At 66.7% G+C, this 24,456-nt stretch carries 22 protein-coding genes and 1 tRNA gene; 12 read left to right on the top strand and 11 right to left on the bottom strand.

Translation table 11 applies throughout. The features are described 5' to 3' along the window. Positions 1-21 precede the first annotated feature (21 nt). Both IB232_RS12690 and IB232_RS12685 read left to right on the top strand, forming a co-directional pair. Positions 22-1,389 carry a DUF1329 domain-containing protein gene (locus IB232_RS12690; protein WP_192398992.1) on the top strand — a complete coding sequence of 456 codons (1,368 nt, stop codon included), beginning with the start codon at positions 22-24 and terminating at the stop codon, positions 1,387-1,389. A gap of 143 nt (positions 1,390-1,532) precedes the next feature. Next, positions 1,533-4,127 (top strand): LuxR C-terminal-related transcriptional regulator, encoded by a 2,595-nt coding sequence (locus IB232_RS12685; RefSeq protein ID WP_192398991.1) that lies wholly within the window; start codon positions 1,533-1,535, stop codon positions 4,125-4,127. Positions 4,128-4,133: 6 nt separating this feature from the next. Here IB232_RS12685 and IB232_RS12680 read toward each other — a convergent pair whose 3' ends face one another. The 7 genes from IB232_RS12680 to IB232_RS12650 all read right to left on the bottom strand — a co-directional run bounded on the left by IB232_RS12680 (position 4,134) and on the right by IB232_RS12650 (position 7,661). Next, the gene (locus tag IB232_RS12680) at positions 4,134-4,277 is read right to left on the bottom strand and encodes a hypothetical protein (RefSeq protein WP_192398990.1); all 144 of its coding nucleotides are present in this window, start codon (positions 4,275-4,277) and stop codon (positions 4,134-4,136) included. 36 nt (positions 4,278-4,313) lie between these two features. Continuing rightward, positions 4,314-4,901, bottom strand: coding sequence for a hypothetical protein (locus IB232_RS12675; RefSeq protein WP_192398989.1), 588 nt, complete (start codon positions 4,899-4,901; stop codon positions 4,314-4,316). A 193-nt stretch (positions 4,902-5,094) separates the two neighbouring features. Next, a complete protein-coding gene (locus IB232_RS12670; RefSeq protein ID WP_192398988.1) occupies positions 5,095-5,289 on the bottom strand; it encodes a hypothetical protein in 195 nt (64 codons plus the stop codon). Positions 5,290-5,519: 230 nt separating this feature from the next. Then, positions 5,520-5,596, bottom strand: a tRNA-Arg gene (locus IB232_RS12665). Between the two features lie 55 nt (positions 5,597-5,651). Further along, positions 5,652-5,816 carry a rubredoxin gene (locus IB232_RS12660; protein ID WP_192398987.1) on the bottom strand — a complete coding sequence of 55 codons (165 nt, stop codon included), beginning with the start codon at positions 5,814-5,816 and terminating at the stop codon, positions 5,652-5,654. Beyond that, the gene (locus tag IB232_RS12655) at positions 5,813-6,532 is read right to left on the bottom strand and encodes an NAD(P)H-dependent oxidoreductase (protein ID WP_192398986.1); all 720 of its coding nucleotides are present in this window, start codon (positions 6,530-6,532) and stop codon (positions 5,813-5,815) included. Before IB232_RS12655 ends, IB232_RS12660 begins: the two co-directional genes overlap by 4 nt. A 73-nt stretch (positions 6,533-6,605) precedes the next feature. Beyond that, positions 6,606-7,661, bottom strand: a complete 1,056-nt coding sequence (locus IB232_RS12650; RefSeq protein WP_192398985.1) for a fatty acid desaturase — start codon at positions 7,659-7,661, stop codon at positions 6,606-6,608. Positions 7,662-7,797: 136 nt separating this feature from the next. Between IB232_RS12650 and IB232_RS12645 the strand changes: the two genes are divergently transcribed. From IB232_RS12645 to IB232_RS12630, 4 genes are all read left to right on the top strand, one after another. Next, positions 7,798-8,805 (top strand): AraC family transcriptional regulator, encoded by a 1,008-nt coding sequence (locus tag IB232_RS12645; RefSeq protein ID WP_192398984.1) that lies wholly within the window; start codon positions 7,798-7,800, stop codon positions 8,803-8,805. 329 nt (positions 8,806-9,134) lie between these two features. Beyond that, positions 9,135-10,586, top strand: a complete 1,452-nt coding sequence (gene gabD, locus IB232_RS12640; RefSeq protein WP_192398983.1) for an NADP-dependent succinate-semialdehyde dehydrogenase — start codon at positions 9,135-9,137, stop codon at positions 10,584-10,586. A gap of 202 nt (positions 10,587-10,788) precedes the next feature. Continuing rightward, entirely contained in the window at positions 10,789-12,066 is a 1,278-nt protein-coding gene (gabT, locus tag IB232_RS12635) for a 4-aminobutyrate--2-oxoglutarate transaminase (RefSeq protein ID WP_192398982.1), read from the top strand. 203 nt (positions 12,067-12,269) lie between these two features. Beyond that, positions 12,270-13,487, top strand: coding sequence for an HDOD domain-containing protein (locus IB232_RS12630; RefSeq protein ID WP_192398981.1), 1,218 nt, complete (start codon positions 12,270-12,272; stop codon positions 13,485-13,487). A 1-nt stretch (position 13,488) separates the two neighbouring features. Here the strand turns inward: IB232_RS12630 and IB232_RS12625 are convergent, their stop codons facing one another. Next, positions 13,489-14,082: a 2-hydroxychromene-2-carboxylate isomerase gene (locus tag IB232_RS12625; protein WP_192398980.1), complete on the bottom strand. Its 594-nt coding sequence runs from the start codon at positions 14,080-14,082 to the stop codon at positions 13,489-13,491. A gap of 167 nt (positions 14,083-14,249) precedes the next feature. Next, positions 14,250-14,981 (bottom strand): SDR family oxidoreductase, encoded by a 732-nt coding sequence (locus IB232_RS12620; protein ID WP_192398979.1) that lies wholly within the window; start codon positions 14,979-14,981, stop codon positions 14,250-14,252. Between the two features lie 83 nt (positions 14,982-15,064). On the opposite strand from IB232_RS12620, the gene IB232_RS12615 reads away from it, so the two are divergent. Then, positions 15,065-15,616 carry a TetR/AcrR family transcriptional regulator gene (locus IB232_RS12615; protein WP_192398978.1) on the top strand — a complete coding sequence of 184 codons (552 nt, stop codon included), beginning with the start codon at positions 15,065-15,067 and terminating at the stop codon, positions 15,614-15,616. Here the strand turns inward: IB232_RS12615 and IB232_RS12610 are convergent. Both IB232_RS12610 and IB232_RS12605 read right to left on the bottom strand, forming a co-directional pair. Next, a complete protein-coding gene (locus IB232_RS12610) occupies positions 15,613-18,486 on the bottom strand; it encodes an EAL domain-containing protein (protein ID WP_192398977.1) in 2,874 nt (957 codons plus the stop codon). The genes IB232_RS12615 and IB232_RS12610 overlap by 4 nt on opposite strands. Positions 18,487-18,551: 65 nt before the next feature. Then, positions 18,552-19,244 (bottom strand): Crp/Fnr family transcriptional regulator, encoded by a 693-nt coding sequence (locus tag IB232_RS12605; RefSeq protein ID WP_192398976.1) that lies wholly within the window; start codon positions 19,242-19,244, stop codon positions 18,552-18,554. 81 nt (positions 19,245-19,325) lie between these two features. Between IB232_RS12605 and IB232_RS12600 the strand changes: the two genes are divergently transcribed. The 5 genes from IB232_RS12600 to IB232_RS12580 all read left to right on the top strand — a co-directional run bounded on the left by IB232_RS12600 (position 19,326) and on the right by IB232_RS12580 (position 24,344). After that, positions 19,326-19,850 (top strand): DUF962 domain-containing protein, encoded by a 525-nt coding sequence (locus IB232_RS12600; protein ID WP_192398975.1) that lies wholly within the window; start codon positions 19,326-19,328, stop codon positions 19,848-19,850. Between the two features lie 427 nt (positions 19,851-20,277). Continuing rightward, positions 20,278-21,399, top strand: a complete 1,122-nt coding sequence (locus tag IB232_RS12595) for a Re/Si-specific NAD(P)(+) transhydrogenase subunit alpha (protein ID WP_192398974.1) — start codon at positions 20,278-20,280, stop codon at positions 21,397-21,399. Positions 21,400-21,410: 11 nt separating this feature from the next. Beyond that, a complete protein-coding gene (locus tag IB232_RS12590) occupies positions 21,411-21,725 on the top strand; it encodes an NAD(P) transhydrogenase subunit alpha (protein ID WP_137973808.1) in 315 nt (104 codons plus the stop codon). After that, a complete protein-coding gene (locus IB232_RS12585; protein ID WP_192398973.1) occupies positions 21,725-23,173 on the top strand; it encodes an NAD(P)(+) transhydrogenase (Re/Si-specific) subunit beta in 1,449 nt (482 codons plus the stop codon). The genes IB232_RS12590 and IB232_RS12585 overlap by 1 nt, the downstream gene beginning before the upstream one ends. A gap of 118 nt (positions 23,174-23,291) precedes the next feature. Continuing rightward, on the top strand, positions 23,292-24,344 hold the full coding sequence (locus IB232_RS12580; protein WP_192398972.1) for an acyltransferase family protein: 1,053 nt from the start codon (positions 23,292-23,294) through the stop codon (positions 24,342-24,344). Positions 24,345-24,456: the final 112 nt, after the last annotated feature.

Raw genomic sequence — 24,456 nt, 5'->3', positions numbered from 1 at the left:
GCTCCACAGAGAATCAGTCCCATGAAAACAACAAGACAACTGATCAGCGCCCTCACCCTCTCCCTGCTGGCAAGCAGTGTGCTCGCTGCCGTGTCGCCGGAAGAGGCCGCCAAGCTCGGTGACAGCCTCACCCCGGTGGGCGCGGAGAAATCCGGCAACGCCGACGGCAGCATCCCGGCCTGGACCGGCGGCCTGGCCAAGAACGCCGCGGCCGTGCTGCCCGGCGGTTTCCTCGGCGACCCGTTCGCCAACGAACAGCCGCTGTTCACCATCACCGCGCAGAACGTCGAGCAGTACAAGGACAAGCTGGCCGAAGGCCAGATCGCCATGTTCAAGCGCTATCCCGAGACCTACAAGATGGTGGTCTACCCCAGCCACCGCAGCTCGGCGATGCCTGCGGAGATCTATGAGGCGGCCAAGAAGAGCGCGACCAACACCAGCCTGATCGAGGGCGGCAACGGCCTGGCAGGCTTTGCCGACAGCCGCTACTACGCCTTCCCGATCCCGCAGAACGGCCTGGAAGTGGTGTGGAACCACATCACCCGCTACCGCGGCGGCAACCTGCGTCGCAGCACTGTGCAGGCCGCTCCGCAGACCAATGGTGCCTACACCCTGGTGCACTTCGAGGACGAAGTGGCGTTCCCCAGCCAGACCAAGGGCCTGGATCCGAAGAAGGCCGAGAACGCGCTGCTGTTCTTCAAGCAGCGCGTGACCGCTCCGTCGCGCCTGGCCGGCAACGTGCTGCTGGTGCACGACTCGCTGGACCAGATCGCCGAGCCGCGCATGGCCTGGCTGTACAACGCCGGCCAGCGCCGCGTGCGCCGTGCACCGCAGGTGGCCTATGACGGCCCAGGTACCGCCGCCGACGGCATGCGTACCTCGGACAACTTCGACATGTACAACGGCGCCCCCAACCGCTACGACTGGAAGCTGGTGGGCAAGCGCGAAATGTACATCCCCTACAACAGCTACAAGCTGCAGTCGCCGGACGTGAAATACGACGACATCATCAAGGCCGGTCACACTAACCAGGACCTGGCGCGCTACGAGCTGCACCGCGTATGGGAAGTCGAGGCGACCCTGAAGTCCGGCGAGCGCAACATCTACGCCAAGCGTCGCTTCTTCGTCGACGAGGACTCCTGGCAGATCGCCGTGTCCGAGCACTATGACGGCCGCGGCCAGCTGTGGCGTGTAGGACAGGCCATGCTGGTCCAACAGTTCGAACAGCAGGTCCCGGTGTACGCCTTCGAGGCCCTGTACGACATCATCGCCGGCCGCTACATCGCCGTAGGCTTGGCCAACGAAGAGAAGAGCGCCGTGCAGTACGGCATCCAGGCCTCGGCGGTGGACTTCACCCCGGCGGCTCTGCGCAACGCCGGCGTCCGCTGAGTTCCATCGCAACGCTGCTCCAACTTGAGGCGACCCCAGTGGTCGCCTTTTTTGTCTGCACCGGCCAACTGCGCGGCGCGATTGGGTAACATCGACCCCATCCCGACGCCCCACAATCACAACAAAAAGCCGAGGCCACGACCATGCAAGACAAGGTTCGCGCCCTGCATCCGGCCGCCATTACGCGTCAACCGGAGCACCCCCTGCCGCGCTTGCCGGCGGCCCATATCGCCCGCCCGCGTCTGACCCAGGCGCTGCTCGCCGGCGACTGCCGACTGACCCTGGTCTGCGCCCCCGCCGGCTTCGGCAAGAGCGTGCTGCTCAACGAATGCGCGCGCCAGGCTCCCCATGGTACCCAAGTGGTCTGGCTCGACCTGCTCGGCCATCCGCATAGCCCCGCCGAGCTGCTCGCCCGCCTGGCTGCCGCCCTGCACCTGCCTCATGGTGACGGCGAACCCTGCGCCGAGCTCGGCCTGCTGCTCGGCCGCGTCGAGCAACCGCTGTGGATCATCCTCGACGACTATCCACGACAGCCCTGTGCCGAACTCGACGCTTGTCTCGACCGCCTGCTGGAACGCGCCCCCCACACCTTGCGCTGGTGGATCGGCGGACGCCGCCGCCCGGCCTGGAACCTGCCGCGCCTGCTTCTGCAGGGCGATCTGCAGGAGCTCGATGCGCACGCCCTGGCCCTCGATCAGGATGAGCTCGGCCGTCTGCTGCAACAGCGCCAGCAGACCCTGCCCGAGGAACTCACCGCCCAGTTGCTGCACCACAGCGAAGGCTGGCCGGCCGGTGTCTGCCTGCTGCTGATCGGCGGCCACGCCGACAACCTCGGCCAGCGCCTGGCCGCCGGCACACCGCTGCTGCTGGAGTATCTCGAACGCGAGGTGCTGGCCACGTTGCCACCGCCGCTGCAGCACGCGCTGTTCGTGCTGGCGCACATGCCGCGCTTCTCCGCCGCCCTGTGCGAACACCTGCTGGAAGAGCACGGCGGCGCCCAGGTGCTGGAGCAGTTGCGCCAGCGCCAGCTGTTCCTTCATGGCCTGGACAGCTGCGGCGAATGGTTCCGCCTGTGGCGCCCGCTGGCGGCCATGCTCAAGCGCATGCCGGGTGGGCAGACGCCGCTGCAGGCCCATGTGCGCGCCTGCCAGTGGTTCGCTGCCCGCGAAGCCGTGCGCGAGGCGGTGGAGCACGCCCTGTGGGCCGCACAGCCGGACGTGGCGGCCAACTACCTGCAACGCTACGGCCAGGACCAGTTGCTGATGGGCCAGAGCGTCGCCCAGTTCCTGCATTGGCGCGACGGCCTGCCGTCAACGCTGTTCAACAGCACGCCGCGTCTGATCATGCTGCAGGCCTGGGCCCTGATCATCTGCGCGCGCCTGGACGAGGTGGACGCCTGCATCGCCGAGCTGACCCGTTTCCTGCCGCAGCCCGATGCCCGCCGCCAGCAGCAGCTGATCGCCCAGTACCAGGCGGTGCTCGGCGTGCTGCAGCGCCAGCGCGGCCAGGCCAGCGCGCGCCAGCACTGCCTGGAGGCCCTGGAAGTACTGCATGAGTCGGCCTGGTCGCAGCACATCCTTTGCAACCAGGCCCTGGCCCAGCAGGCCATGGCCGAGCTCGACCTGGCCAGCGCCCAGCACTACAGCCACGAAGGCCTGCGCCTGGCGCGCCTGCGCGGCAGCGTGCTGTTCGAGTCGCTGCTCAGCGTCGACCATATCCACCTGCTGGCCATGCTCGGCGAGCGCGAACGCGCCCTGGAGCAGACCGGACAATGCCTGCAGCTGCTGCAGGGCGCCGACCAACGCGGCCCGGTACTGGCCAGGCTGTTGCTGCTACGCGGCACCCTGCTGGCCAGCCGTGGTGACACCGAAGCCGCCCAGGGCGCACTTAAGCAAGGCATCCAGGAGGCCGAGAGCTGCGAGGACGCCTACATGCTGTATGGCTATCTCGGCCTGGCCGAACTGGCCGGTGCTCAGGGCGATGCCGAAACCGCCCAGCACCTGCTGCGCCGTGCCGAGCGGCAGATGCAGCTGTCCCATGTGCCGGAGGTGCGCTATCGGGAAATGCTGCAGCTGGCCCATGGCTGCCTGTGGTTGCGCCAGGGTGAGGCCGAGCAGGCCCGCGACGCCTTCCTGCGCGTGCGCCAACGCCTGCAGAGCGAGCGCCTGCTAGCTCCTTCCGGCTTCTACGACCTGTTGCCACGGGCGCGCCTGTATCTGGCCCAGGCCGAACTGGCCCTGGGCGAAACGACCAAGGCGCTGAACGATCTGCAGGAGCTGCACGACGACTGCCGGCGCAGCGGCCATCACAGCCTGGCTACCCATGCCCGCCTGTGCCAGGCCGAGGCCCTGCACCTCAGCGGCCGCGCCGCCGAGGCCGAGGCCATCCTGCGCATCGCGGTTGGCGAGGCCGAACGCCAGCAGCAACTGCTGCCGCTGCTGAGCCTGCAACAGCGCCAGGCGGAGTGGCTTACGGGCAACCCGGCCTGGCCGCAACAGTTGCTGCAGGGCGCCGATGGCGGTAGCGCACAACTGCCCAGCGAGTCGCTGCTGAGCAAGCGCGAGCTGGCAGTACTCGGGCTGATCGCCCAGGGCCACTCCAATCAGCAGATCGCCGAGCAGCTGTACATCTCCCTGCACACGGTGAAGACCCATGCGCGACGGATCAACGTCAAGCTCGGCGTCCAGCGCCGCACCCAAGCCGTCGCGCGAGCCAAGGCGGAGGGCTGGCTGGGCTGAGCGGCGCTAGCGCGTCTCGGTGGCGGCGGCCAGCCGCACCAGGCGTTCGCTCATGCCGCGCGCGTGGCGGCCGACCATCAGTGGCGCCAGCGGGCGCCCTGATCGGCCCAGACGCGCACGGCCGGCGCGGTCGAAGTCGCCAAGGGCCATGCGTAGGTAGCGCCAGTCGGCACTCGCCCGACGGCCCTAGTCCGCGGCGCTGGCCGCCATCAGCGGCAACAGCTGCGCCATGGACGTATCCAGCTCCGCCAACAGCTGTTGCTCACCCTGGCTGACGTAGGAACCGTCCGCCCCCGGCGTGGCCTCGAAGTGGCCCAGGTAGGCCTGGGCAGCGTACTGGGTAGCGAGCAGCTCCAGCTTGATCGCGCTCATTAGCGGAGCATCGTGCCGATCACCGTCCAGACCGTCGGCCGCTCGCAGCAGATCGACCAGCGCGCGACTGAGCTGCTCTGGGTAGCGCCAGGGCAGATCGTCCTCGGACGGCCCGTAGCTCAGACCCTCCTCCAGGCTGACCAGCAAGCGCGCATAGGGTTGCTGCAACGACTCGTGCTGCGCAGGATCGATAGCGGCGAAGCTGGCCTGCAGCTGCTCGGTATCGCGCCGCAGCAACTGCTGATGTTCGGGCTGCAGCCCCTCGCCACGCAGACTCAGAAAACTGCCGACGCTACGGCAGGCATGCAGCTGCAACAGCTCCAGCTGGACATTGCCTTGCGCTTGCAGCGGCAAGCTCAGGACCAGGGCGCAACCGATCAACAACAGGCGAAATACACGCATGCCGGCTCTCTTCACTGAGGGAGGAAGCGACGACCGCGACACGCGGCGACCAGCCGATTCTATGGCCAAGCCCTCAGTCGGCTGACTTCCGATCTCTCATGGCCATGCACAGCGGTAATCGCCAGGCAAAGAAAAGGCCCCAGGTCTTCACCTTGGGGCCTTCGTTCCCGGCAGCTGTATCCAGATGCCTGCGCTATTTATTTTTCCCGGGAATCGGGAAATGCTTGAACGCTTCGCGCAGGATCTTCTTGGCCACATCTTCCGGCAGGGACGGCGCGATATCGTTCAGCGCATCAGGCTGCCCGGCTTCGTCGGCCTGGGTGGGCTCCTTCGATTCGCGCTGCAGCCGCTCTTCGGCCTCGCGTAGTTCTTCGTCCGAACCCATCATTTTCTGCGCCGCCCATTTCCTGTCTGCTGTGACGGAATCCTATAGCGAAGCGCCCTGCTTGACGAGCCATGCGGATGCACCGGCATTGGCCCCTCGGCGGCGTTCGAAGCCCTTGGATCAGAGGGCGCGCAGGCCTTTGCGCCGGCGCGGTGGCAAAACGCAGAAACAACAAAGCCCGCATCAGGGCGGGCTTTTTCGCGGGGTTTCCAGCGGAGAGGGAAACCTGTGTTTGGCGCATCCGGCGGGATTCGAACCCACGACCCCTGCCTTCGGAGGGCAGTACTCTATCCAGCTGAGCTACGGATGCGTTGCGGGGCGCAATCATACGCATACGCCTCGCGGGCGTCCATGCGGCCTGTCGCTCAGAGCTCCTGCATGTCGAAGTCGGCCTTGCTCACCCCGCAGTCGGGGCACAGCCAGTCGTCCGGCACTTCGGCCCAGGGCGTGCCGGCGGGGATACCGTCGTCCGGCCAGCCCTTGGCCTCGTCATAGATCAGGCCACAGATGATGCAGATCCAAGTCTTCATGCCGGCACCTCCTGCCGCAATGGATGCAGGCCACGGTCGAAGTCGGCCAGCGAGGGGAAGCTCAGCGGCTCGGCGAACTCCAGCTGCAGCAGGTAGTCGCCGTAGCGGCGCAGGATCTCCTCGCGCGCTTCCTGGCTGATGTAGGGCACGTGACAGGCGGCGAAGGGCGGTAGCACGCTCATGCCGACGTAGGCCAGCGTGCCGCGCTGCAACGGCCGCAGCATCGGCTCCCAATCGCCGTGCACGGCAGCCTCGTCGGCGAACATGTGTGCCTGTCCGCCGAGGGTGAAGCTGAGCAGTGCACGCTTGCCGGCCAGGCCGCCGCGGTCGTAGAAACGCAGGCCGCCGTAGCACACGCCGGAGACCAGCACGCGGTCGATCCAGCCCTTGAGCATGGCCGGCACCGAGCACCAGAACAGCGGGAAGTTGAGGATCACCAGGTCGGCCCGCAGCAGCTTGTCCAGCTCGGCGGCGATGTCCGCGGCGATGGCGCCGGCCTTGACCGCCTCGCGCTGCTCCAAGGCGTAGACCAGGTAATCGGGGTTGCTGCGCCGCGGGAAGTCGGCGGCCGAGGCCACCGGGTTCCAGTTCATCGCATACAGGTCGGAGACCTGCACGCTGTGGCCGGCGCCGCCGAGGGTGGCGACGGCCAGGTCTTTCATCGCCGTGCAGAAGGACTGCGGCTCGGGATGGGCGTGGACGATCAGGATGTTCATGAAGATTTCCGCAGAAAAAGCGGGGCCCGCAGGCCCCGGAGGCGCCCCGGCACGCCGGGGTTCACGAGGACGATCAGGCGGTCTGCTGGACGGGCGCGGCGGCCTCTTTGCTCGGCGCATCCCAGCGGTTGGCGCGGGTGAAGGTGCCGAAGTCGTTGAAGCGCACGCCAGCCTCGCGCATCACCCGGTGCGCCAGCGGCGCGGTCATTTGGCGGATGTAGAACGGCTCCTTGACCACGAAATGGTGGATCGCGTGGGTGCTGCCGAAGTTGAAGCAGAAGGCCTGCAGCGGCCACAGCCACCAGGGATTGAGCACCTGGGTCTGCTGGATCACGTTGCCCAGCTCGACGTCACCGTAGTAGTGCATGTTGGAGCTGACGAAGTGCAGGCAGAAGGTGCGCAGCACGTTGGGGCCGACCAGCACCACCACGGCGAAGGTCACGCCATCCATCACCGCCAGGGTGGTGGTCGACCAGGCGATCGGTGCTCCAGCGACAGAGGCCACGAAGTCGATCAGGTGGAAGCCGAGGAACACGTACCAGGTGCCCCAGTTGAGCAGGCCCAGCGGCGCGTAGCCCTTGAGCGTGCGGCTGACGATCATCTTGCGGCGCTCCCAGGTCGGCGCACGCAGGAAGCGGATGAGCGAGGACATCACGTTGTCGCCGACCATCAGCAGACGGGCGAAGCCCCAGGGCTCGCCGTTGGTAATGGCGCGCTCTTCGAGGTCGGTCTCGGTACCGGAGACCTTGTGGTGGTTCAGGTGCAGATGACGGCGGATCCATGGGTTGATCGTGCTCGGCCGCGCCATCCACACCAACGCCATCATCAGGTTGTGCGGCACGCGCTGCTTGCGGAAGTACATCGAGTGGATCAGGTCGTGTTCCAGCTCGTGGGTCAGCGAGGCGAAGAAGGCATTGGCCAGCAGGCACGCCCACCAGGCGATGGCGCCCTCGGCATAGAGCCAGGCACTGCCGATCATGCCGGCCAGGGCGAAGGCCAGGATGCCGGCGCCGAGGGCATCCTGGTGCTGCAGGATCGGGTAGCGCTGGCGCAGTTCGTCACCACGCGCCATCACCACGGCGCGGATATGCGCCGAGCGTTGCTGGTGGGTTGCAGGAGTCGGGGTCATGCACGCATCCTCTTGTGGCGGCGCCATGCGGGGCGCCACGGATCGTTGTTGGAATCAGGCCAGGCTAGAGTGCGCGCCCCAGCGCCGTGCCGCCTGACCGACAACGCCAACCTGTTGACCGAGAATGCCAACCTGCATGACTGAACCCTCCACCCTGGCCAGCTGGACCCGGGCCCTGCGCCGCCAGCTCGATGCGCTCGGCCTGGACAGCGCCGCCCTGTGCCGCGAGGCCGGCCTCGACCCGGCACTGCTGGACGACGCCAACGCGCGCTACCCGCTGCACGCCACCACGCGCCTGTGGCAACTGGCGGTGGCCGCCAGCGGTGACCCGACCCTCGGCCTGCACACCTCGCGGCACGTGGCACCGACCACCTTCCACGCTCTGGGCATGGCAGTGATGGCCAGCGGCACCCTGCGCGAAGTGTTCGAACGCATCGTGCGCTACCACCAGGTGGTCAGTGATGCCCTGGAGCTGGAGCTGCGCGAGACGGATGAAGTGTGCGAGCTGCACCTGCGCCTGCCGCCCGGCTCGCCCGCGCCGGCACCCGAGGCCATCGACGCCTTCGCCGCCATCTATGTACGCACCTGCCGCAATCGCCTGGGCCGCGACTACGCGCCACTGGCCGTGCACCTGCGCCGGCCGCTGCCGATTGATCCGCGCCCCTGGCAGGAAGTGTTCCGCGCGCCGGTGCACTTCGCCGCCAGCGAGGACGTACTGTGCTTCGCCCGGGCCGATCTCGACCGCCCGCTGGGTGACGGTAACCCCGAGCTGGCTGCGCACAACGAAGCGGTATTGCGCAAACGCCTGGAAGCGCTGCAGCCGGACACCGTGGCGCGCCGCCTGCGCCGCGCCCTGGAGCAGTGCCTGCCGAACGGCGAACCCTCGGCCGAGGCCCTGGCCCATGGCCTGCACCTGAGCCTGCGCAGCCTGCAACGGCACCTGAGCGACGAGGGCAGCAGCTACGAGCAGGTCCTGGCCGACACTCGCCGCGACCTGGCGCTCGATCACCTGCGCGAGGCCGACTGCTCGATCAGCGAAGTCGCCTACCTGCTCGGCTTCGCCGACAGCAGCAGCTTCAGCCGCGCCTTCAAGCGCTGGACCGGGCAAAGCCCCAGTCAGTACCGCGATTCGCTACAGGGCTGACCTGTAGCGCGTGGCGAATAGGACTACAGGCCATTCGACACAAACGTTCTTTATATCGAACACAAGAAGCATCGGCTGACAATAAGCGCCCAGCATCTGGAACGCGCGCGCCATCTCGTCTCCCTTGAGGTTGCCGACGAAACAACCGCGACTCGCCCGGCATTCATTCTTTTTGGTTATTTTGTTGGTTTTATCGAACATAGCTCTTGCCCTTTGTCGACGTCGGCCCTAGGATTCGTTTGACATTTCAAACGCCGGACAGCGCAATCGGCTGCCCGCTATTTGCTTGATCCGCCTGCCCCGTCGGCGCCGCGCACCTGGAGAACACCATGCAACTGAAAGACGCCCAGCTGTTCCGTCAGCAAGCCTTCATCGACGGCCAGTGGCTGAACGCCGACAGCGGCCAGACCCTCGCCGTGAACAACCCGGCGACCGGCGAGATCCTCGGCAGCGTGCCGAAGATGGGCCGCGCCGAGACACGCCGCGCCATCGAAGCTGCTGAGCGCGCCCTGCCGGCCTGGCGTGCGCTGACCGCCAAGGAGCGCGCAGGCAAGCTGCGCAAGTGGTTCGACCTGATCATGGCCAACCAGGACGACCTGGGCCGCCTGATGACTCTGGAGCAGGGCAAGCCGCTGGCAGAGGCCAAGGGCGAGATCGCCTACGCCGCGTCCTTCATCGAGTGGTTCGCCGAGGAAGCCAAGCGCATCTACGGCGACACCATCCCCGGTCACCAGCCGGACAAGCGCATCATCGTGATCAAGCAGCCGATCGGCGTGACCGCGGCCATCACCCCGTGGAACTTCCCGGCGGCGATGATCACCCGCAAGGCCGGCCCGGCCCTGGCCGCCGGCTGCACCATGGTGCTCAAGCCCGCCTCGCAGACTCCCTACTCCGCCCTGGCCCTGGCTGAGCTGGCGCAGCGTGCCGGCATCCCCGCCGGCGTATTCAGCGTGGTCACCGGCAGCGCCGGCGAAGTCGGCGGCGAGCTGACCAGCAACCCAATCGTGCGCAAGCTGACCTTCACCGGCTCCACCGAAATCGGTCGCCAGCTGATGGCCGAATGCGCCCACGACATCAAGAAGGTATCCCTGGAGCTGGGCGGCAACGCGCCGTTCATCGTGTTCGACGACGCCGACCTGGACGCCGCCGTGGAAGGCGCGCTGATCTCCAAGTACCGCAACAACGGCCAGACCTGCGTGTGCGCCAACCGCCTGTACATCCAGGACGGCGTGTACGACACCTTCGTCGAGAAACTGAAGGCCGCCGTGGCCAAGCTGAAGATCGGCAACGGCCTGGAAGACGGCACCACCACCGGCCCGCTGATCGACAACAAGGCCGTGGCCAAGGTCCAGGAACACATCGAGGATGCCATCAGCAAGGGCGCCAAGCTGGTCGCCGGCGGCAAGCCGCACGCCCTGGGCGGCAGCTTCTTCGAACCGACTATCCTGATCGACGTGCCGAGCAACGCCGCGGTGGCCAAGGAAGAGACCTTCGGCCCGCTGGCGCCGCTGTTCCGCTTCAAGGACGAGGCCGAAGTGATCGCCAAGGCCAATGACACCGAGTTCGGCCTGGCCTCCTACTTCTACGCTCGCGACCTGGGCCGCGTGTTCCGCGTGGCGGAAGCGCTGGAGTACGGCATGGTCGGCATCAACACCGGCCTGATCTCCACCGAGGTGGCGCCGTTCGGCGGCGTGAAGGCTTCCGGCCTCGGCCGCGAAGGCTCCAAGTACGGCATCGAGGATTACCTCGAGATCAAATACATGTGCCTGGGCGGCGTATAAGCCGCCAGGTAAAGATTCCGTGGGTGTCGGGTGACAGGCAGGAGTCGTGGTCACCCGGCGTCGGCGTTTCCGGTGGTGGCACCGGCTAACCCAGCCGACGGCCAGCGGGTAGGCGACAGTTCGATCATCGTTAGCTGTCACGCCCACCCAGCCCCGTCATCATCCTTGGACCGGGCCGCCATAAGCGGCTTATGAGGACAACATGAGTAAGAACGAATCCCTCCTGCAACGTCGCCAGGCCGCCGTGGCCCGTGGCGTCAGTCAGATCCACCCGATCGTCGCCGAGCGCGCCGAGAACGCCACCGTGTGGGACGTCGACGGCCGCGAGTACATCGACTTCGCCGGCGGCATCGCCGTGCTCAACACCGGCCACCTGCATCCGAAGGTGATCGCCGCCGTGCAGGAGCAGTTGACCAAGCTGACCCACACCTGCTTCCAGGTGCTGGCCTACGAGCCCTACATCGCCCTGTGCGAGCAGATCGCCAAGCGCGTGCCGGGCAACTTCGCCAAGAAGACCCTGCTGGTCACCTCCGGCTCCGAAGCGGTCGAGAACGCCGTGAAGATCGCCCGTGCCGCCACCGGCCGCGCCGGCGTGATCGCCTTCACCGGTGCCTACCACGGCCGCACCATGATGACCCTGAGCCTGACCGGCAAGGTCGTGCCCTACTCCGCCGGCATGGGCCTGATGCCCGGCGGCGTGTTCCGCGCCCTGGCACCCTGCCCGCTGCACGGCATCAGCGAAGACGAGTCGATCGCCAGCATCGAGCGTATCTTCAAGAACGACGCCCAGCCGCAAGACATCGCCGCGATCATCATCGAGCCGGTGCAGGGCGAAGGTGGCTTCTACGTCAACTCCAAGCCGTTCATGCAGCGCCTGCGCGCCCTGTGCGACCAGCACGGCATCTTGCTGATCGCCGACGAAGTGCAGACCGGCGCCGGCCGTACCGGCACCTTCTTTGCCACCGAGCAGTTGGGCATCGTCCCGGACCTGACCACCTTCGCCAAATCGGTCGGCGGCGGTTTCCCGATCTCCGGCGTGTGCGGCAAGGCCGAGATCATGGACAGCATCGCCCCGGGCGGCCTGGGCGGTACCTATGCCGGCAGCCCGATCGCCTGCGCCGCGGCCCTGGCCGTGATGGAAGTGTTCGAGGAAGAGAAACTGCTGGAGCGCAGCCAGGCCGTGGGCGAGAAGCTCAAGGCCGGCCTGAATGCCATCGCCGCCAAGCACAAGGTGATCGGTGACGTGCGTGGCCTGGGTTCGATGGTCGCCATCGAGCTGTTCGAAGGCGGCGACCACAGCAAGCCGGCCGCCGAGCTGGTCGGCAAGATCGTCGCCAAGGCGCGCGACAAGGGCCTGATCCTGCTGTCCTGCGGCACCTACTACAACGTACTGCGCTTCCTGATGCCGGTCACCATTCCCGACGCCCAGCTGGAAAAAGGCATCGCCATCGTCGCCGAGTGCTTCGACGAACTGGCCTAAGCGTCACGGCCCCGCCTTTGCGGGCGGGCCCACGTCCTGCGTGCCGTCCCTAGTGCATGGGGGCGGTCCAGATTCGCCCGCGGTCTCACCAGGCCGGGCGACTCCCTCATGACCCGCTTCGGCGGGTCTTTTTTTGCCCGCGCCATGGGCTAGGCTGCTTGGGTAACGGTCGCTGTTCGGCCATCCCCCAGGGAAGACTTGCCATGCCCCAGTCGCAGCGGGTGCCCCGCGTGATCATCGGCGAAGCGGACCGCTGGACCGCCGACCTGATCTGTCAGCTGGTACGCAGCGCCCGCTGCGACGCCGACATAGTCACCCTGGGCGACGGCGCCAGCGTGCTGCAGCAGTGTCGCCAGACCTCGCCGCAATTGCTGATCGTCGACTTCGGCCTGCCCGGCATCGGCGGCCTCGACCTGCTGCGCGAAGTGCGCCGCCAGAAGGCGCAGCCGCCACTGCCGTTCTTCCTGATCACCGAGAAGATCGACGCCAGCAGCGTGCGCGCGGCAGCGCCGCTGGCGCCCACCGCCTACCTGGCCAAGCCATTCGACGCCGAGGACCTGCTGCGCCGCCTGCGCCAGGTGCTGCTGCAACCCGGCGAAGAAGTCAGCTGCCCGCTGCCCGAGCTGGCCCCGCATGAGTCCCTCGACCAGTACCTGGACAAGGCCCGCGAGACGGCCGCCGGCGCCCCGCTGCTGAGCCAGGTGCACGAGACCCTGGAACTGCTGCAAGGACCAGCGACGCCCGACCTGGACGAACTGGAGCGGCGTTTCCACGACGATCCGCAGCTCACCGCCCAGCTGATCGCCGCCGCCAACAGCGCCGCCGAACACCGCGGCAGCGGCTGCCAGAGCCTGGCCCAGGCCCTGCATCGCCTGGGCACCAAACACAGCCTCAACCTGGCCTTGGGCCTGGCCCTGCAGCGCGGCGCCAGCCTGGACGATCCGCTGTTGGTGGCCGCCGGCCTGAAGATCTGGGCGCAATCACAGCGCCTGGCCGAGCTGGCCCACTGGCTGGCCTGCCGCCTGGGCGCCGATGCCGAGCGCTGCTTCACCGCCGGCCTGCTGCACCGCCTGGGCGACCTGGCCTTGCTGCGTACCCTGCAGGATTGGCATGGCCGCGGCGGCACACTCGATGAGAAGCAGCTGGAGGCGGCGCTACACAAGCATGCGGCGCCGTTCGGCTCGGCCCTGCGCACGCGCTGGCGCCTTCCGCTGGAACTGCGCCAGCTGATTGCCGCGGTCTACCAGCTGGGCAGCGGCGTGTATTCGCGCGAGGCCCTGGTGCTCAACCTGGCCGCCCAGGCCGCGCCGCTCGACGCCGAGCAGCCATTCGCGCCACTGGCCGAGCACAAGAGCGCGCGCATGCTGCACGTGGATGCCGCGACCCTGGAGCAGATGCCGCGGCTGACCGACGTGCGCTGAGTCAGGCCTCCAGGGCCTCGCGCACGAAGTCCAGGCGGTCCTGGCCAAAGAACAGCTCGCTGCCGACGAACATCGCCGGCGCGCCGAACACGCCGCGCTTGATCGCCTCGTCGGTGATGGCCTTGAGGCCGTCTTTCACTTCCTGCTCGGCGATCAGCGCCAGCAGCTGCTGCGGCTCGAAACCACCGCCAGCCAGCACCTCACCCAGCACAGCCGGGTCACCGAGATTGCGCGCCTGCACCCACATGGCCTCGAAGATCAGCTTGAGGAAAGCCTCGAAACGCTCCGGCATGCGCTGCTGCACGGCCACGGCGGCACGCATCAGCGGCAGGGTATTGATCGGGAAATGCGGGTTGAACTGCATCGGCACCTGGTAGCGGCGGGCATAGCGCGCCAGGTCCTGGATCATGAAGCGGCCCTTGGCCGGAATGGTCACCGGCGAGGCGTTGCCGGTGGCCTGGAACACGCCACCCAGCAACATCGGCTTGTACACCAGGGTCGCGCCCGTCTCGGCACACAGCGCCGGCAACTGGGTCCAGGCCAGGTAGGTGGTGGGGCTGCCGAAATCGAAGTAGAACTCGACGGTCTTGCTCATGAATGACTTCTCTCTTTCTTGATTGTTCTAACGAGGTTTCGCGACCCTGCGAGCGGCGCTCAGGCTAGGCGGCGCAGCGGGGAGAAAGCGGAGTTGGCTGCTGCCAATGAGCATTTCGCACCGCTGCGCCAACAACGCCTGGGCGGCGCGTAGCGGGTCGGAGCACATCACCACTTTTCCATCCAGGGGCGGAGGTCGAGTTCAAAGGTCCAGGCATCGCGCGGCTGGCTGTGCAGGAACCAGTAGTTGTCGGCGATATGCTCGGGGTCGAGGATGCCGTCCTGGTCCTTGCGCGCGTACATGTCGGGGAAGGTATCTCGGATGAAGGCGGTGTCGATGGCGCCGTCCACTACAACATGGGCCACGTGGATGTTCCGCGGGCCCAGCTCGCGCGCCATGCTTTGCGCCAGGGCGCGCACACCATGCTTGGCACCGGCGAAGGCGGCGAAGTGCGAGGCACCGCGCAGGCCGGCGGTGGCACCGGTGAACAGGATGGTTCCGCGCTCGCGCTTGACCATGCGCCGCGCCACGGCCTGGGCGGAGAGGAAGGCGGCGAAGCAGGCCATCTCCCAGATCTTGAAGTACTTGCGCGCGGTCTCGTCGAGGATGCTGCACGGCACGTTGGCGCCGATGTTGAAGACGAAGGCCTCGATCGGACCGATCGTGCTCTCGATCTGCTCGACCAGCGCCGTCACCTCCTCTTCCTTGCGCGCATCGGAGGCGAAACCGTGGGCATCAAAGCCCTCGGCGCGGATGCTGTCCACCAGCGGCTGCAGCTTGTCGGCGCTACGCCGGGTGACGCAGGCGATGTAGCCCTCGCGGGCGAAGCGCCTGGCGATGGCGCCACCGGTGGCGTCGCCGGCGCCGATCACCAGCACCACCTTCTTGTTGTCGCTCATATCGTTCACCTCTTTGATAAACGCTCGTTTAGTAAACGGACGTTATGCTAACCTCCGAACATCCGTCAAGCAGGAGTTCTGCCATGCGCTATTCCGCCGAACACAAGGCCCAGACCCGCGAGAAGCTGCTGCTCAGCAGCGGCGCGCTGGCCAAGCGCGGCGGCTTCGCCGGCACCGGCGTGGACGGCCTGATGAAGGCCATCGGCCTGACCGGCGGCGCCTTCTACGGGCACTTCTCGTCCAAGGACGAACTGTTCGCCGCCATCGTCGAGCGCGAGCTGAGCCAAAGCCTGGAGCTGCTCGGCAGCGGCGTGGCCAGCCGCGACAAGCTGCAGCGCTGCCTGGCCATCTACCTGAGCATGAAGCACGTGGAGCAGCCGGACAGCGGCTGCGCCATTCCCACCCTGGGCGCCGAGATCGCCCGTGCCGACATCGCCGTGCGCGAACTGGCCGAGCACTGGCTGGTGCGCCTGCAACAGGCTTGGGCCGAGGAGCTTAAAGACCCGCAGCTGGCCTGGGCGATCCTCGCCCAGTGCGTCGGCGCGCTGGTGGTGGCGCGCATGCTGGCCAGCCCGCAGCGCCAGGAAGAAGTGCTGGAATCGAGCAAGGCGCTGATCGGCGCCAGCCTGACCTAACGCGCCAGCGGCTGCTCGACGGCCAGGGCGTCGGCCAGCTCACCCAGCGGGCGCGGGCGGTCGATGAAGTAGCCCTGGGCGTAGTCGATGCCCAGCTCGCGCAGGCAGTTCTGCGCCGCCTCGCTCTCGACGAACTCGGCCACCGTGCGCAGGCCCAGCTGGCGGGCGATCTGCACCATGGAGCCGACCATCGCGCGGTTGATTGGGTCGCGCTCGATGCCAAGGACGAAGGTGCCGTCGATCTTCAGCAGGTCCAGCGGCAGGTGACGCAGGTAGGCGTAGGAGGCGAAGCCGCTGCCGAAGTCGTCCAGCGCTACCCTGAGGCCGCGCTGTCGCAAACGCTCGATCCAGCCGGCCGAGCTGCCCAGCTCGGCCAGGGCGACCATCTCGGTGATTTCGATGCACAGGCGGTCGGCCGGCAGGCAGTGGGTGTCGAGCAGTTCGTCGAGCAGTGCGTGGAATTCCGGATCGAGCAGCGACGGCGCGCTGAGGTTGATGTTGACCTGGGCCAGAACCGTCTGGTGGCGCGGATTGGCCGCCAGCCACTCGCAGTAGCGGCGCAGCACCCAGCGGTCGATCTCGGCGAGGAAGCCGTAGCGTTCCGCGGCGGAGAAAAACTGCCCCGGCGCCACCCACTCGCCGGAAGCCGGGTCGCGGTAACGCAGCAGCACTTCGTAGTGCGCACCCTCTTCCTCACCCTGCAGCGGCCGCACCGACTGGTAGAACAGCTCGAAGTGCTGCTGCTCGATGGCCTCGCGCAGGCGGGTGATCCATTGCAGCTGGCGCTGGTGCTCGACCAGCGCGCCGTCGGCCGGGTTGAACAGGTGCACGCGGTTGCGCCCCTGGGCCTTGGCCATGCTGCTGGCGTTGTCCGCCCAGTTCAGGGCCTCTTCCCAGTCGCGCACGCCGGATTCCAGCTCCAGCACACCGATGCTGACGCACAGGCGGAACGGCCGGCCGCCGTAGCTGAACACGAACTGCTCCACCGCCAGGCGCAGGCGCTCGGCCTGCTCCAGCGCCTGTGGCCGGTCGTAGCCGGCCAGCAGCACGGCGAACTCGTCGCCACCGATGCGGGCCAGCTCGGCCTGGCTCGGCAGGCAGCCGAGCAGGTGGCCGGCCAGCTGGCGCAGCAACTGATCGCCGGCCGAGTGGCCGCAGAGGTCGTTGACCTGCTTGAACTGGTCGAGGTCGAGGAACAGCAGATGGCTGAAGTGCCGCCCGCCGCCTTCCAGGCTGCCCTGCAGCAGGCGCTCCAGCTCGCGGCGGTTGACCAGTCCGGTCAGCGAGTCGTGCGCGGCCAGGCGCGCCAGGCGCTGCTCCAGGGCACGGCGTTCGCTGAGGTCGACGACTATGCCTTCGATGCAGTGCAGGTTGGCCTGCTCGTGCAACGACAGATGCACCCAACGGTGGCGCCCGTCGGCCGTCTGCAGCTGCACCTCGCCGCTGGCGGTGGGCTGCGCAGCACTGAGCTGACCACACAGGCGCTGCCAGTCGCCGGGCGCCAGCAGGCCCTGGATCGGCTGCGCCTGCAGCAGCTCGGCATCGGCCTCCTCGCGTCCGAGCAGGCGCAGGAAGCTGGGGTTGGTCTCCAGCAACAGGCCCTGGCGGTTGCAGCGGAAGATGCCTTCGGCGGCATTGCGGAACAGGCCGCGGTACTGCTCCAGGTTGACGATGGCCTGCTCGCGCGAGGCCAGCAGGGCCTGGCGCACATCGTCCAGCTGGCGACCGTTGAGCACGCCGAAGAGGAACACGCAGACCACCGGCAGCCAGGCGTGCAACACGTCGACCCAGGCGTTGCGCGGCACCAGGCCGGCGCGACTGAGGGCGAGCATCAGCATGAGCAGGATGGCGGCGCTCCAGAACAGCGCGAACCAGCCGGCGTAGGGCCGGCGCAAATGCAGGGCGAGCAGGGTCAGGCCGAGCTGGAACAGGCCGGTGGTCAGCATCATCAGGTTCATCACCTGCGCCGCCTGGCTGTGCGTCGGGCTCAGCAGTACCCAAGCCAGCACACCCACCAGCATCACAATCAGCAACTCGCGCAGGCGCCGCGGCAGCCCTTCGTCTAGGCGCAGCGAGGAGCTGATGAACAGGGTGCTGAAGATCAGCGTGAGCGCGCCGAACAGGTTGGTCTCGAACTGCATGGCCGGCGGCCAGTTGTGCCACAGCAGCAGGTTGGTCAGATCGTTGATCGCGGCGTTGTACCAGGCCACGCTGAGGATCGTCGCGCAGTAGTAGCCCAGACGCCGGTCCGGGGCGACGGCGAACTTGAGCAGATGGAACAGCGCCATCACCAGCAGCGCACCGACGATCAGGCCGTTGTTCAGCCAGGTGGTGGCCAGCAGGCGGTCCTTGTCGGCGGCCGGCAGCAGCTTGATCGGAAGACTGATCGAGGAGGTGCTGCGCACCCGCAGGATGACTTCCTGCGCGCCCACGCCCAGAGTCGGCAGCGGGACCAGGAAGGCCCGCAGAGGCTCGTCGCGGCGGGCGAACGGCAGGTGGTCGCCGACCTGGCGATAGAGTTGCAGGCGCTCGTCGACGAACACCCAGACCTGCACGTCGTCGAGGTAGGTGTGGTCGAGCCACAGGTAATAGCGCTCGCCGGAGCGGCCCTGCAGACGCAGTCCGAACCACCAGGCGCTGTCGCTCCAGCCCAGCGAGGGAATGCTCTGCAGGTCGTGGCCATCGGTGAACAGGCGGGCACGGGCCTGGTGCAGCGCCAGCTGCTCGGGGGCGTCCTCCAGCAGGCGCACGCCGGGCACCGTATCGATATCGGCGTGGCGCAGGTCGAGCAGTGGCAGCTCCGCTCGCGCGGCGCCGCAGAACAGCAGCAGGCACAGCAGGGGCAGGAGCCGGCGGAGGACAGACAACATCGACACGACCTGGGAACGGGAGGGAAAATGCTGGCGAAAGGCCTCCTGCCAGCTTAGCCCAAGGCTCAGGCCATGCCTGCGGCCTGGCGCAAAGTCCCGAGATCGGTGATCTCGATTTCGCCGTAGGTGAGACGCAGTGCACCGCGCGCCTCCAGGTCCTTGAGGATCTGGTTGGTGGTCTGCCGCGACAGGCCGAGCATCAGCGCCAGCTGTTCCTGGGCCAGATGCAGCACCCGCCGTGGCCCGGTCTCGCCGTAGCCCTCGGCCATCATCAGCAGGCGCCGGGCCAGGCGCGGGGCGGCTGGGAGCAGGCTCATCTCCTCCAGGGCGATGAAGGCGAGGCGCAGCTTCTGGCTCATCAGCAGGGCGAAGTCGCGCCAATGGCCGGGCTCGCGGGCGAGCAGGGCCCGCAGCGCCGCCTGCGGTATCTGCAGCAGCCGCGCCGGACCCTCGGCATAGGCGTCGTGGGTGCGCGGCTGGCCATCGAACAGGGAGATCTCGCCGAACCAGTAGGGCGGCTCGACCAGGGTCAGCAGTGCCTCCTTGCCGTCACGGCTGACCGCGCCGACCCGCATCATCCCCTCCAGCACGGCATACAGGCCGCAGGGCGGATCGCCGCGGCGGAAAAGGCGCTGCCCCGGCTCCAGTTGCAGCAGGCGCGCCTCGCCCAGCAGCTCGTCGCGCAGGGTAGCGGGCAGATGGCTGAACCACTGGCCGCTTTCCAGCAGGGGGCGATAGAGGGAGGGGGATTCGGACATGGCTTTGTCGCCTAACTGACAGTCGTGCACTGGGGGCTGGCGTGATCATGCCACCAACCCTGCCTTGCTGAGACTCTAACAATGAAAACCCTCGTCGATCATCTCGGCCAGTACGCGGAATACCACCGCGACCGGCGCAATATCCTCAGCCACTTCATCGGCATTCCGATGATCGTGGTCGCCGTCGCCGTGCTGCTGTCGCGACCGGGCTGGGACATCGCCGGCCTGTGGCTGTCGCCGGCCCTGCTCACCGCACTGGCCGCCGGCGTCTTCTACCTGCGCCTGGACCTGCGCTTCGGCCTGCTAATGAGTGCCTTGCTCGGCCTGTGCCTGTGGGCCGGCGCCGCGCTGGCGCAGCAGAGCACCCTGATATGGCTGAGCGGCGGCCTCGGCCTTTTCGTGGTGGGCTGGATCATCCAGTTCATCGGCCACTACTACGAGGGCCGCAAGCCGGCCTTCGTCGACGACCTGATGGGCCTGGTGGTCGGCCCGCTGTTCGTGGTCGCCGAACTGGGCTTCCTGCTCGGCCTGCGCCCGGAGGTGCAGGAGGCGGTCGAGCAGCGCGCCGGCCCCACCTGCATTCGTCAACCCAAGGCCATCGCCTGATCTTCCCTCCGCGATAGGATCTGCTGGTCGCAACGCCCGGCGCACAGGCGTAGTCCTGTAGCGCCGGCTACTACATGGCGTCGCCTCCTCGACCGTTTCTGCCGCGCCCCTTCCGCACCCAGCCATACATGGGCAAATCGACGAACGGCCATTCACGTCCCGAATGCCGCTCTGCGCCGTGATCTGCGGCAAATTCGCTCTCATCCTAGCAACAACGGCAGTTTGCGAACGTCAACAGGAACTACGAGTCACGCCATGACTTGTAGTTATCACCGAGTATCGCTTCAGAATTTCTTGATGGCCTCGGCATTCGCCTGCAAAATGCCGCGCCCGCCCTCTTCCGGTGCGGCTTTGTGCTGATCCCACACACCCGCGTGCCATACGTAGTGCGCCGGTTCATCAGAACGATCACGCAGGAGATTTTGAAGTGCACATTGGTGTTCCTCTCGAGACCCACGCCGGGGAGACGCGGGTTGCCGCGACGCCCGAAACCGTCAAGAAACTGGTTGGCCAAGGCCATCAGGTGACTGTCCAGACCGGTGCCGGCGTCAGCGCCAGCATTCCGGACAGCGCCTATGAAGCCGCCGGCGCGACCATCGGCAACGACGCCTCCGCCTTCGGTGCCGACCTGGTATTGAAAGTGGTCGCCCCGACCGAGGCCGAACTGGCCCACATGAAGTCCGGCGCCGTGCTGGTCGGCATGCTCAACCCGTTCTGCAACGACACCATCGCGCGCATGAATGCCCGCGGCGTTACCGCCTTCGCCCTGGAGGCCGCCCCGCGTACCTCCCGCGCGCAGAGCCTGGACGTGCTGTCGTCGCAGGCCAACATCGCCGGCTACAAGGCCGTGCTGCTGGCCGCTCACCACTATCCGCGCTTCATGCCGATGCTGATGACCGCCGCCGGTACCGTTAAGGCCGCCCGCGTGCTGATCCTCGGCGCCGGCGTGGCTGGCCTGCAGGCCATCGCCACCGCCAAGCGTCTGGGTGCGGTGATCGAGGCCTCCGACGTACGCCCGGCCGTTAAAGAACAGATCGAATCGCTCGGCGCCAAGTTCGTCGACGTGCCGTTCGAGACCGACGAAGAGCGCGAGTGCGCCCAGGGTGTCGGCGGTTACGCCCGCCCGATGCCGGCTTCGTGGATGGAGCGCCAGGCCAAGGCCGTGCACGAGCGCGCCAAGCAGGCCGACATCGTCATCACCACCGCGCTGATTCCGGGCCGTAAGGCCCCGACGCTCCTTCACGAGAGCACAGTGGCTGAGATGAAACCGGGCTCCGTGGTCATCGACCTGGCCGCCGCTCAGGGTGGCAACTGCCCGCTGACCGAGGCCGATCAGGTCGTGGTCAAGCACGGCGTGACCATCGTCGGCCACACCAACCTGGCCGCGCTGGTGCCGGCGGATGCCTCCGCCCTGTACGCCCGCAACCTGCTGGACTTCCTCAAGCTGGTCATCGACAAGGAAGCCCAGTTCCAGCTCAACCTCGAAGACGACATCGTCGCAGCCTGCCTGATGTGCAAAGGCGGCGAAGTCGTGCGCAAGAACGGCTAAGGAGTAGAGACATGGAACTGATTTCCCCCAGCATCTACAACCTGATCATCTTCGTGCTGGCCATCTACGTGGGCTACCACGTGGTGTGGAACGTCACCCCGGCCCTGCACACCCCGCTGATGGCCGTGACCAACGCCATTTCCGCCATCGTCATCGTCGGCGCCATGCTGGCCGCCGCCCTGACCGAGACCGTGCTCGGCAAATCCATGGGCACCCTGGCCGTGGCCCTGGCCGCGGTCAACGTGTTCGGTGGCTTCCTGGTCACCCGCCGCATGCTGGAAATGTTCAAGAAGAAGGCGCCCAAGGCGGCGGCGGAGAAGCACTGATGAGCATGAACCTGATCACCCTGCTGTACCTGGTGGCGTCCGTCTGCTTCATCCAGGCGCTAAAAGGCCTGTCCCACCCGACCTCGTCCCGCCAGGGCAACGCCTTCGGCATGGTCGGCATGGCCATCGCCGTGGTCACCACCGTGTTCCTGGTGTTCAAGCTGGGCGCGGAAATGGCCGAGGGCGGCGCTGCCAAGGGCCTGGGCTTCGTGCTGGTCGGCCTGCTGGTCGGCGGCACCGCCGGCTCCATCATGGCCAAGCGCGTCGAGATGACCAAGATGCCGGAACTGGTCGCCTTCATGCACAGCATGATCGGCCTGGCCGCCGTGTTCATCGCCATCGCCGCCGTCGTCGAGCCGCAGTCCCTGGGCATCGTCGCCACCCTCGGCGATCCGATCCCGGCCGGTAACCGCCTGGAGCTGTTCCTCGGCGCTGCCATCGGTGCCATCACCTTCTCCGGTTCGGTGATCGCCTTCGGCAAGCTGTCCGGCAAGTACAAGTTCCGTCTGTTCCAGGGCGCCCCGGTCGTGTTCAAGGGCCAGCACCTGGTCAACCTGGTGTTCGGCCTGGCCATCCTCGGCCTGGGCCTGTACTTCACCTTCACCGGTGACATCCGCGCCTTCGCCGTGCTGGTGGCTCTGTCGTTCATCATCGGCGTGCTGATCATCATCCCGATCGGCGGCGCCGACATGCCGGTCGTGGTGTCGATGCTCAACAGCTACTCGGGCTGGGCGGCGGCCGGTATCGGCTTCTCGCTGAACAACTCGATGCTGATCATCGCCGGTTCGCTGGTCGGCTCAAGCGGCGCCATCCTCTCGTACATCATGTGCAAGGCGATGAACCGCTCGTTCTTCAACGTAATCCTCGGCGGCTTCGGCGGCGCGGCAGATGCCGGCGGCCCGGCTGGCGCCCAGGAAGCCCGTCCGGTGAAGTCCGGCTCGTCCGACGACGCCGCCTTCCTGCTGACCAACGCCGACACCGTGATCATCGTTCCGGGTTACGGTCTGGCGGTAGCCCGTGCCCAACACGCGCTGATGGAGCTGGCCGAGAAGCTGACCCACCGCGGCGTGACCGTGAAGTACGCGATCCACCCGGTTGCCGGTCGTATGCCTGGCCACATGAACGTCCTGCTGGCCGAGGCCGAAGTGCCTTACGAGCAGGTGTTCGAGATGGAAGACATCAACTCCGAGTTCGGCCAGGCCGACGTGGTGCTGGTGCTGGGTGCCAACGACGTGGTCAACCCGGCCGCGAAGAACGATCCGAAGTCACCGATCGCCGGTATGCCGATCCTCGAGGCCTACAAAGCCAAGACCGTGATCGTCAACAAGCGCTCGATGGCCAGCGGCTACGCCGGCCTGGACAACGAACTGTTCTACCTGGACAAGACCATGATGGTCTTCGGCGACGCCAAGAAGGTCATCGAGGATATGGTCAAGGCGGTCGAGTAACACGCCTTCCAAGCTATAAAAAACCCGGCCTAGTGCCGGGTTTTTTATAGGAGCGCCTATTAACGCACCTCGCATTCTTGGTCACACTGCCCAACCACCAATCAGCCCAGTCAACCCCATGCTCGGTATCCTTCGCTTCGTCCTCGCCCTGATGGTTCTGCTCTCCCATATTCCGGGGCTGGGCATGCCGCTGAACCCGGGAGTCAGCGCCGTGATCCTGTTCTACTTCATCAGCGGCTACCTGATGGGGCGTAGCTATCAGCGCTTTCAGCGCCATAGCACACAGCCGATACGAGACTTCTACTTCGACCGACTGCTCAAGCTGATGCCACAGTACAGCGTGGTGGTTCTGCTGACCTTCCTGCTGATCTACTGGCTCGGCCCCGCCCAGCACACGATGTTCCTCAATCAGCCAGTCGAGCCACTGAAGATCCTGCTGAACCTGGCGCTGCTTCCAGCCAACTATGTATTCGAGCCACTGAGCATCACCACCCTGCTGCCGCATCCGATAGTGCCGCCAGCCTGGTCGCTGTCCAGCGAGTTCCACTTCTACCTGCTGCTTCCGCTGATTCTTTTACTGGGGCGCTGGGGCTTCGCGCTGGTTTCCGCAGGTGCCGCCGTGATCCAGATCGCCGCCCTGTTTCACGCAACCGGAGAGTTCAATAGCGACAACTTCGGCTACCGCTTCATTTTCGGGGTCCTGGTCTTCTTCCTGGCCGGGCTGGCGTATGGCCGACGTGAGGAAGTCTTCTATCGCCGAATCGTACAGGCCTATCTAGTGACCTATCTGCTGATGCTGTTGGTGGTTGCACCGAGCCTGGGTCTCTATGCCAAACCACGCGTGCAGGAGCTGTTGCTTGGAGCAGTGGTAGCCCTGCCGCTGCTCAGCGCATCGCTTCACGCCAGAAGCGCTGCCGACTGGCAGCAGCGGCTGGATGAACTGCTGGGTCGCCTGGCCTACCCAATTTTCATCAGCCATTTCCTGGTGTTCTTCTGCTGCGAGAAGCTGTTGGGACTGACCTTGGCCAAGGACGGTGGCGGCTTTGTGCTAGCCAGCATCCTGGGCAGTCTTGCAGCATCCCTGTTGCTGATTCGCCTGCAGGCCCAGGTCGAGCGTTATCGCATTGCACGGCGGGGCTTCGAGTCCATGGCCCCACACGCCACACCATAGATCAGAGCAGCGGACTTTCTCGAATCGCCTGGTTTTGCCCGCCAGGCACGTGCCAAAATTCGCCCACGCCCAATACAACAAGAACTCCTCCGCAGCCACGCCACACAGACAC

The sequence above is a fragment of the Pseudomonas sp. PDM15 genome, from assembly GCF_014851565.1.
GTDB lineage: Bacteria > Pseudomonadota > Gammaproteobacteria > Pseudomonadales > Pseudomonadaceae > Aquipseudomonas.
This window is presented reverse-complemented; position numbering and strand designations above follow the sequence as displayed.

What these genes read in the sequence shown, in the direction of transcription:
- IB232_RS12690 (WP_192398992.1), top strand. Translation starts at nt 22, where the DNA reads ATGAAAACAACAAGACAACTGATCAGCGCCCTCACCCTCTCCCTGCTG.
- IB232_RS12685 (WP_192398991.1), top strand. Translation starts at nt 1,533, where the DNA reads ATGCAAGACAAGGTTCGCGCCCTGCATCCGGCCGCCATTACGCGTCAA.
- IB232_RS12680 (WP_192398990.1), bottom strand. Translation starts at nt 4,277, where the DNA reads ATGGCCCTTGGCGACTTCGACCGCGCCGGCCGTGCGCGTCTGGGCCGA.
- IB232_RS12675 (WP_192398989.1), bottom strand. Translation starts at nt 4,901, where the DNA reads ATGCGTGTATTTCGCCTGTTGTTGATCGGTTGCGCCCTGGTCCTGAGC.
- IB232_RS12670 (WP_192398988.1), bottom strand. Translation starts at nt 5,289, where the DNA reads ATGATGGGTTCGGACGAAGAACTACGCGAGGCCGAAGAGCGGCTGCAG.
- IB232_RS12660 (WP_192398987.1), bottom strand. Translation starts at nt 5,816, where the DNA reads ATGAAGACTTGGATCTGCATCATCTGTGGCCTGATCTATGACGAGGCC.
- IB232_RS12655 (WP_192398986.1), bottom strand. Translation starts at nt 6,532, where the DNA reads ATGAACATCCTGATCGTCCACGCCCATCCCGAGCCGCAGTCCTTCTGC.
- IB232_RS12650 (WP_192398985.1), bottom strand. Translation starts at nt 7,661, where the DNA reads ATGACCCCGACTCCTGCAACCCACCAGCAACGCTCGGCGCATATCCGC.
- IB232_RS12645 (WP_192398984.1), top strand. Translation starts at nt 7,798, where the DNA reads ATGACTGAACCCTCCACCCTGGCCAGCTGGACCCGGGCCCTGCGCCGC.
- gabD (WP_192398983.1), top strand. Translation starts at nt 9,135, where the DNA reads ATGCAACTGAAAGACGCCCAGCTGTTCCGTCAGCAAGCCTTCATCGAC.
- gabT (WP_192398982.1), top strand. Translation starts at nt 10,789, where the DNA reads ATGAGTAAGAACGAATCCCTCCTGCAACGTCGCCAGGCCGCCGTGGCC.
- IB232_RS12630 (WP_192398981.1), top strand. Translation starts at nt 12,270, where the DNA reads ATGCCCCAGTCGCAGCGGGTGCCCCGCGTGATCATCGGCGAAGCGGAC.
- IB232_RS12625 (WP_192398980.1), bottom strand. Translation starts at nt 14,082, where the DNA reads ATGAGCAAGACCGTCGAGTTCTACTTCGATTTCGGCAGCCCCACCACC.
- IB232_RS12620 (WP_192398979.1), bottom strand. Translation starts at nt 14,981, where the DNA reads ATGAGCGACAACAAGAAGGTGGTGCTGGTGATCGGCGCCGGCGACGCC.
- IB232_RS12615 (WP_192398978.1), top strand. Translation starts at nt 15,065, where the DNA reads ATGCGCTATTCCGCCGAACACAAGGCCCAGACCCGCGAGAAGCTGCTG.
- IB232_RS12610 (WP_192398977.1), bottom strand. Translation starts at nt 18,486, where the DNA reads ATGTTGTCTGTCCTCCGCCGGCTCCTGCCCCTGCTGTGCCTGCTGCTG.
- IB232_RS12605 (WP_192398976.1), bottom strand. Translation starts at nt 19,244, where the DNA reads ATGTCCGAATCCCCCTCCCTCTATCGCCCCCTGCTGGAAAGCGGCCAG.
- IB232_RS12600 (WP_192398975.1), top strand. Translation starts at nt 19,326, where the DNA reads ATGAAAACCCTCGTCGATCATCTCGGCCAGTACGCGGAATACCACCGC.
- IB232_RS12590 (WP_137973808.1), top strand. Translation starts at nt 21,411, where the DNA reads ATGGAACTGATTTCCCCCAGCATCTACAACCTGATCATCTTCGTGCTG.
- IB232_RS12585 (WP_192398973.1), top strand. Translation starts at nt 21,725, where the DNA reads ATGAGCATGAACCTGATCACCCTGCTGTACCTGGTGGCGTCCGTCTGC.
- IB232_RS12580 (WP_192398972.1), top strand. Translation starts at nt 23,292, where the DNA reads ATGCTCGGTATCCTTCGCTTCGTCCTCGCCCTGATGGTTCTGCTCTCC.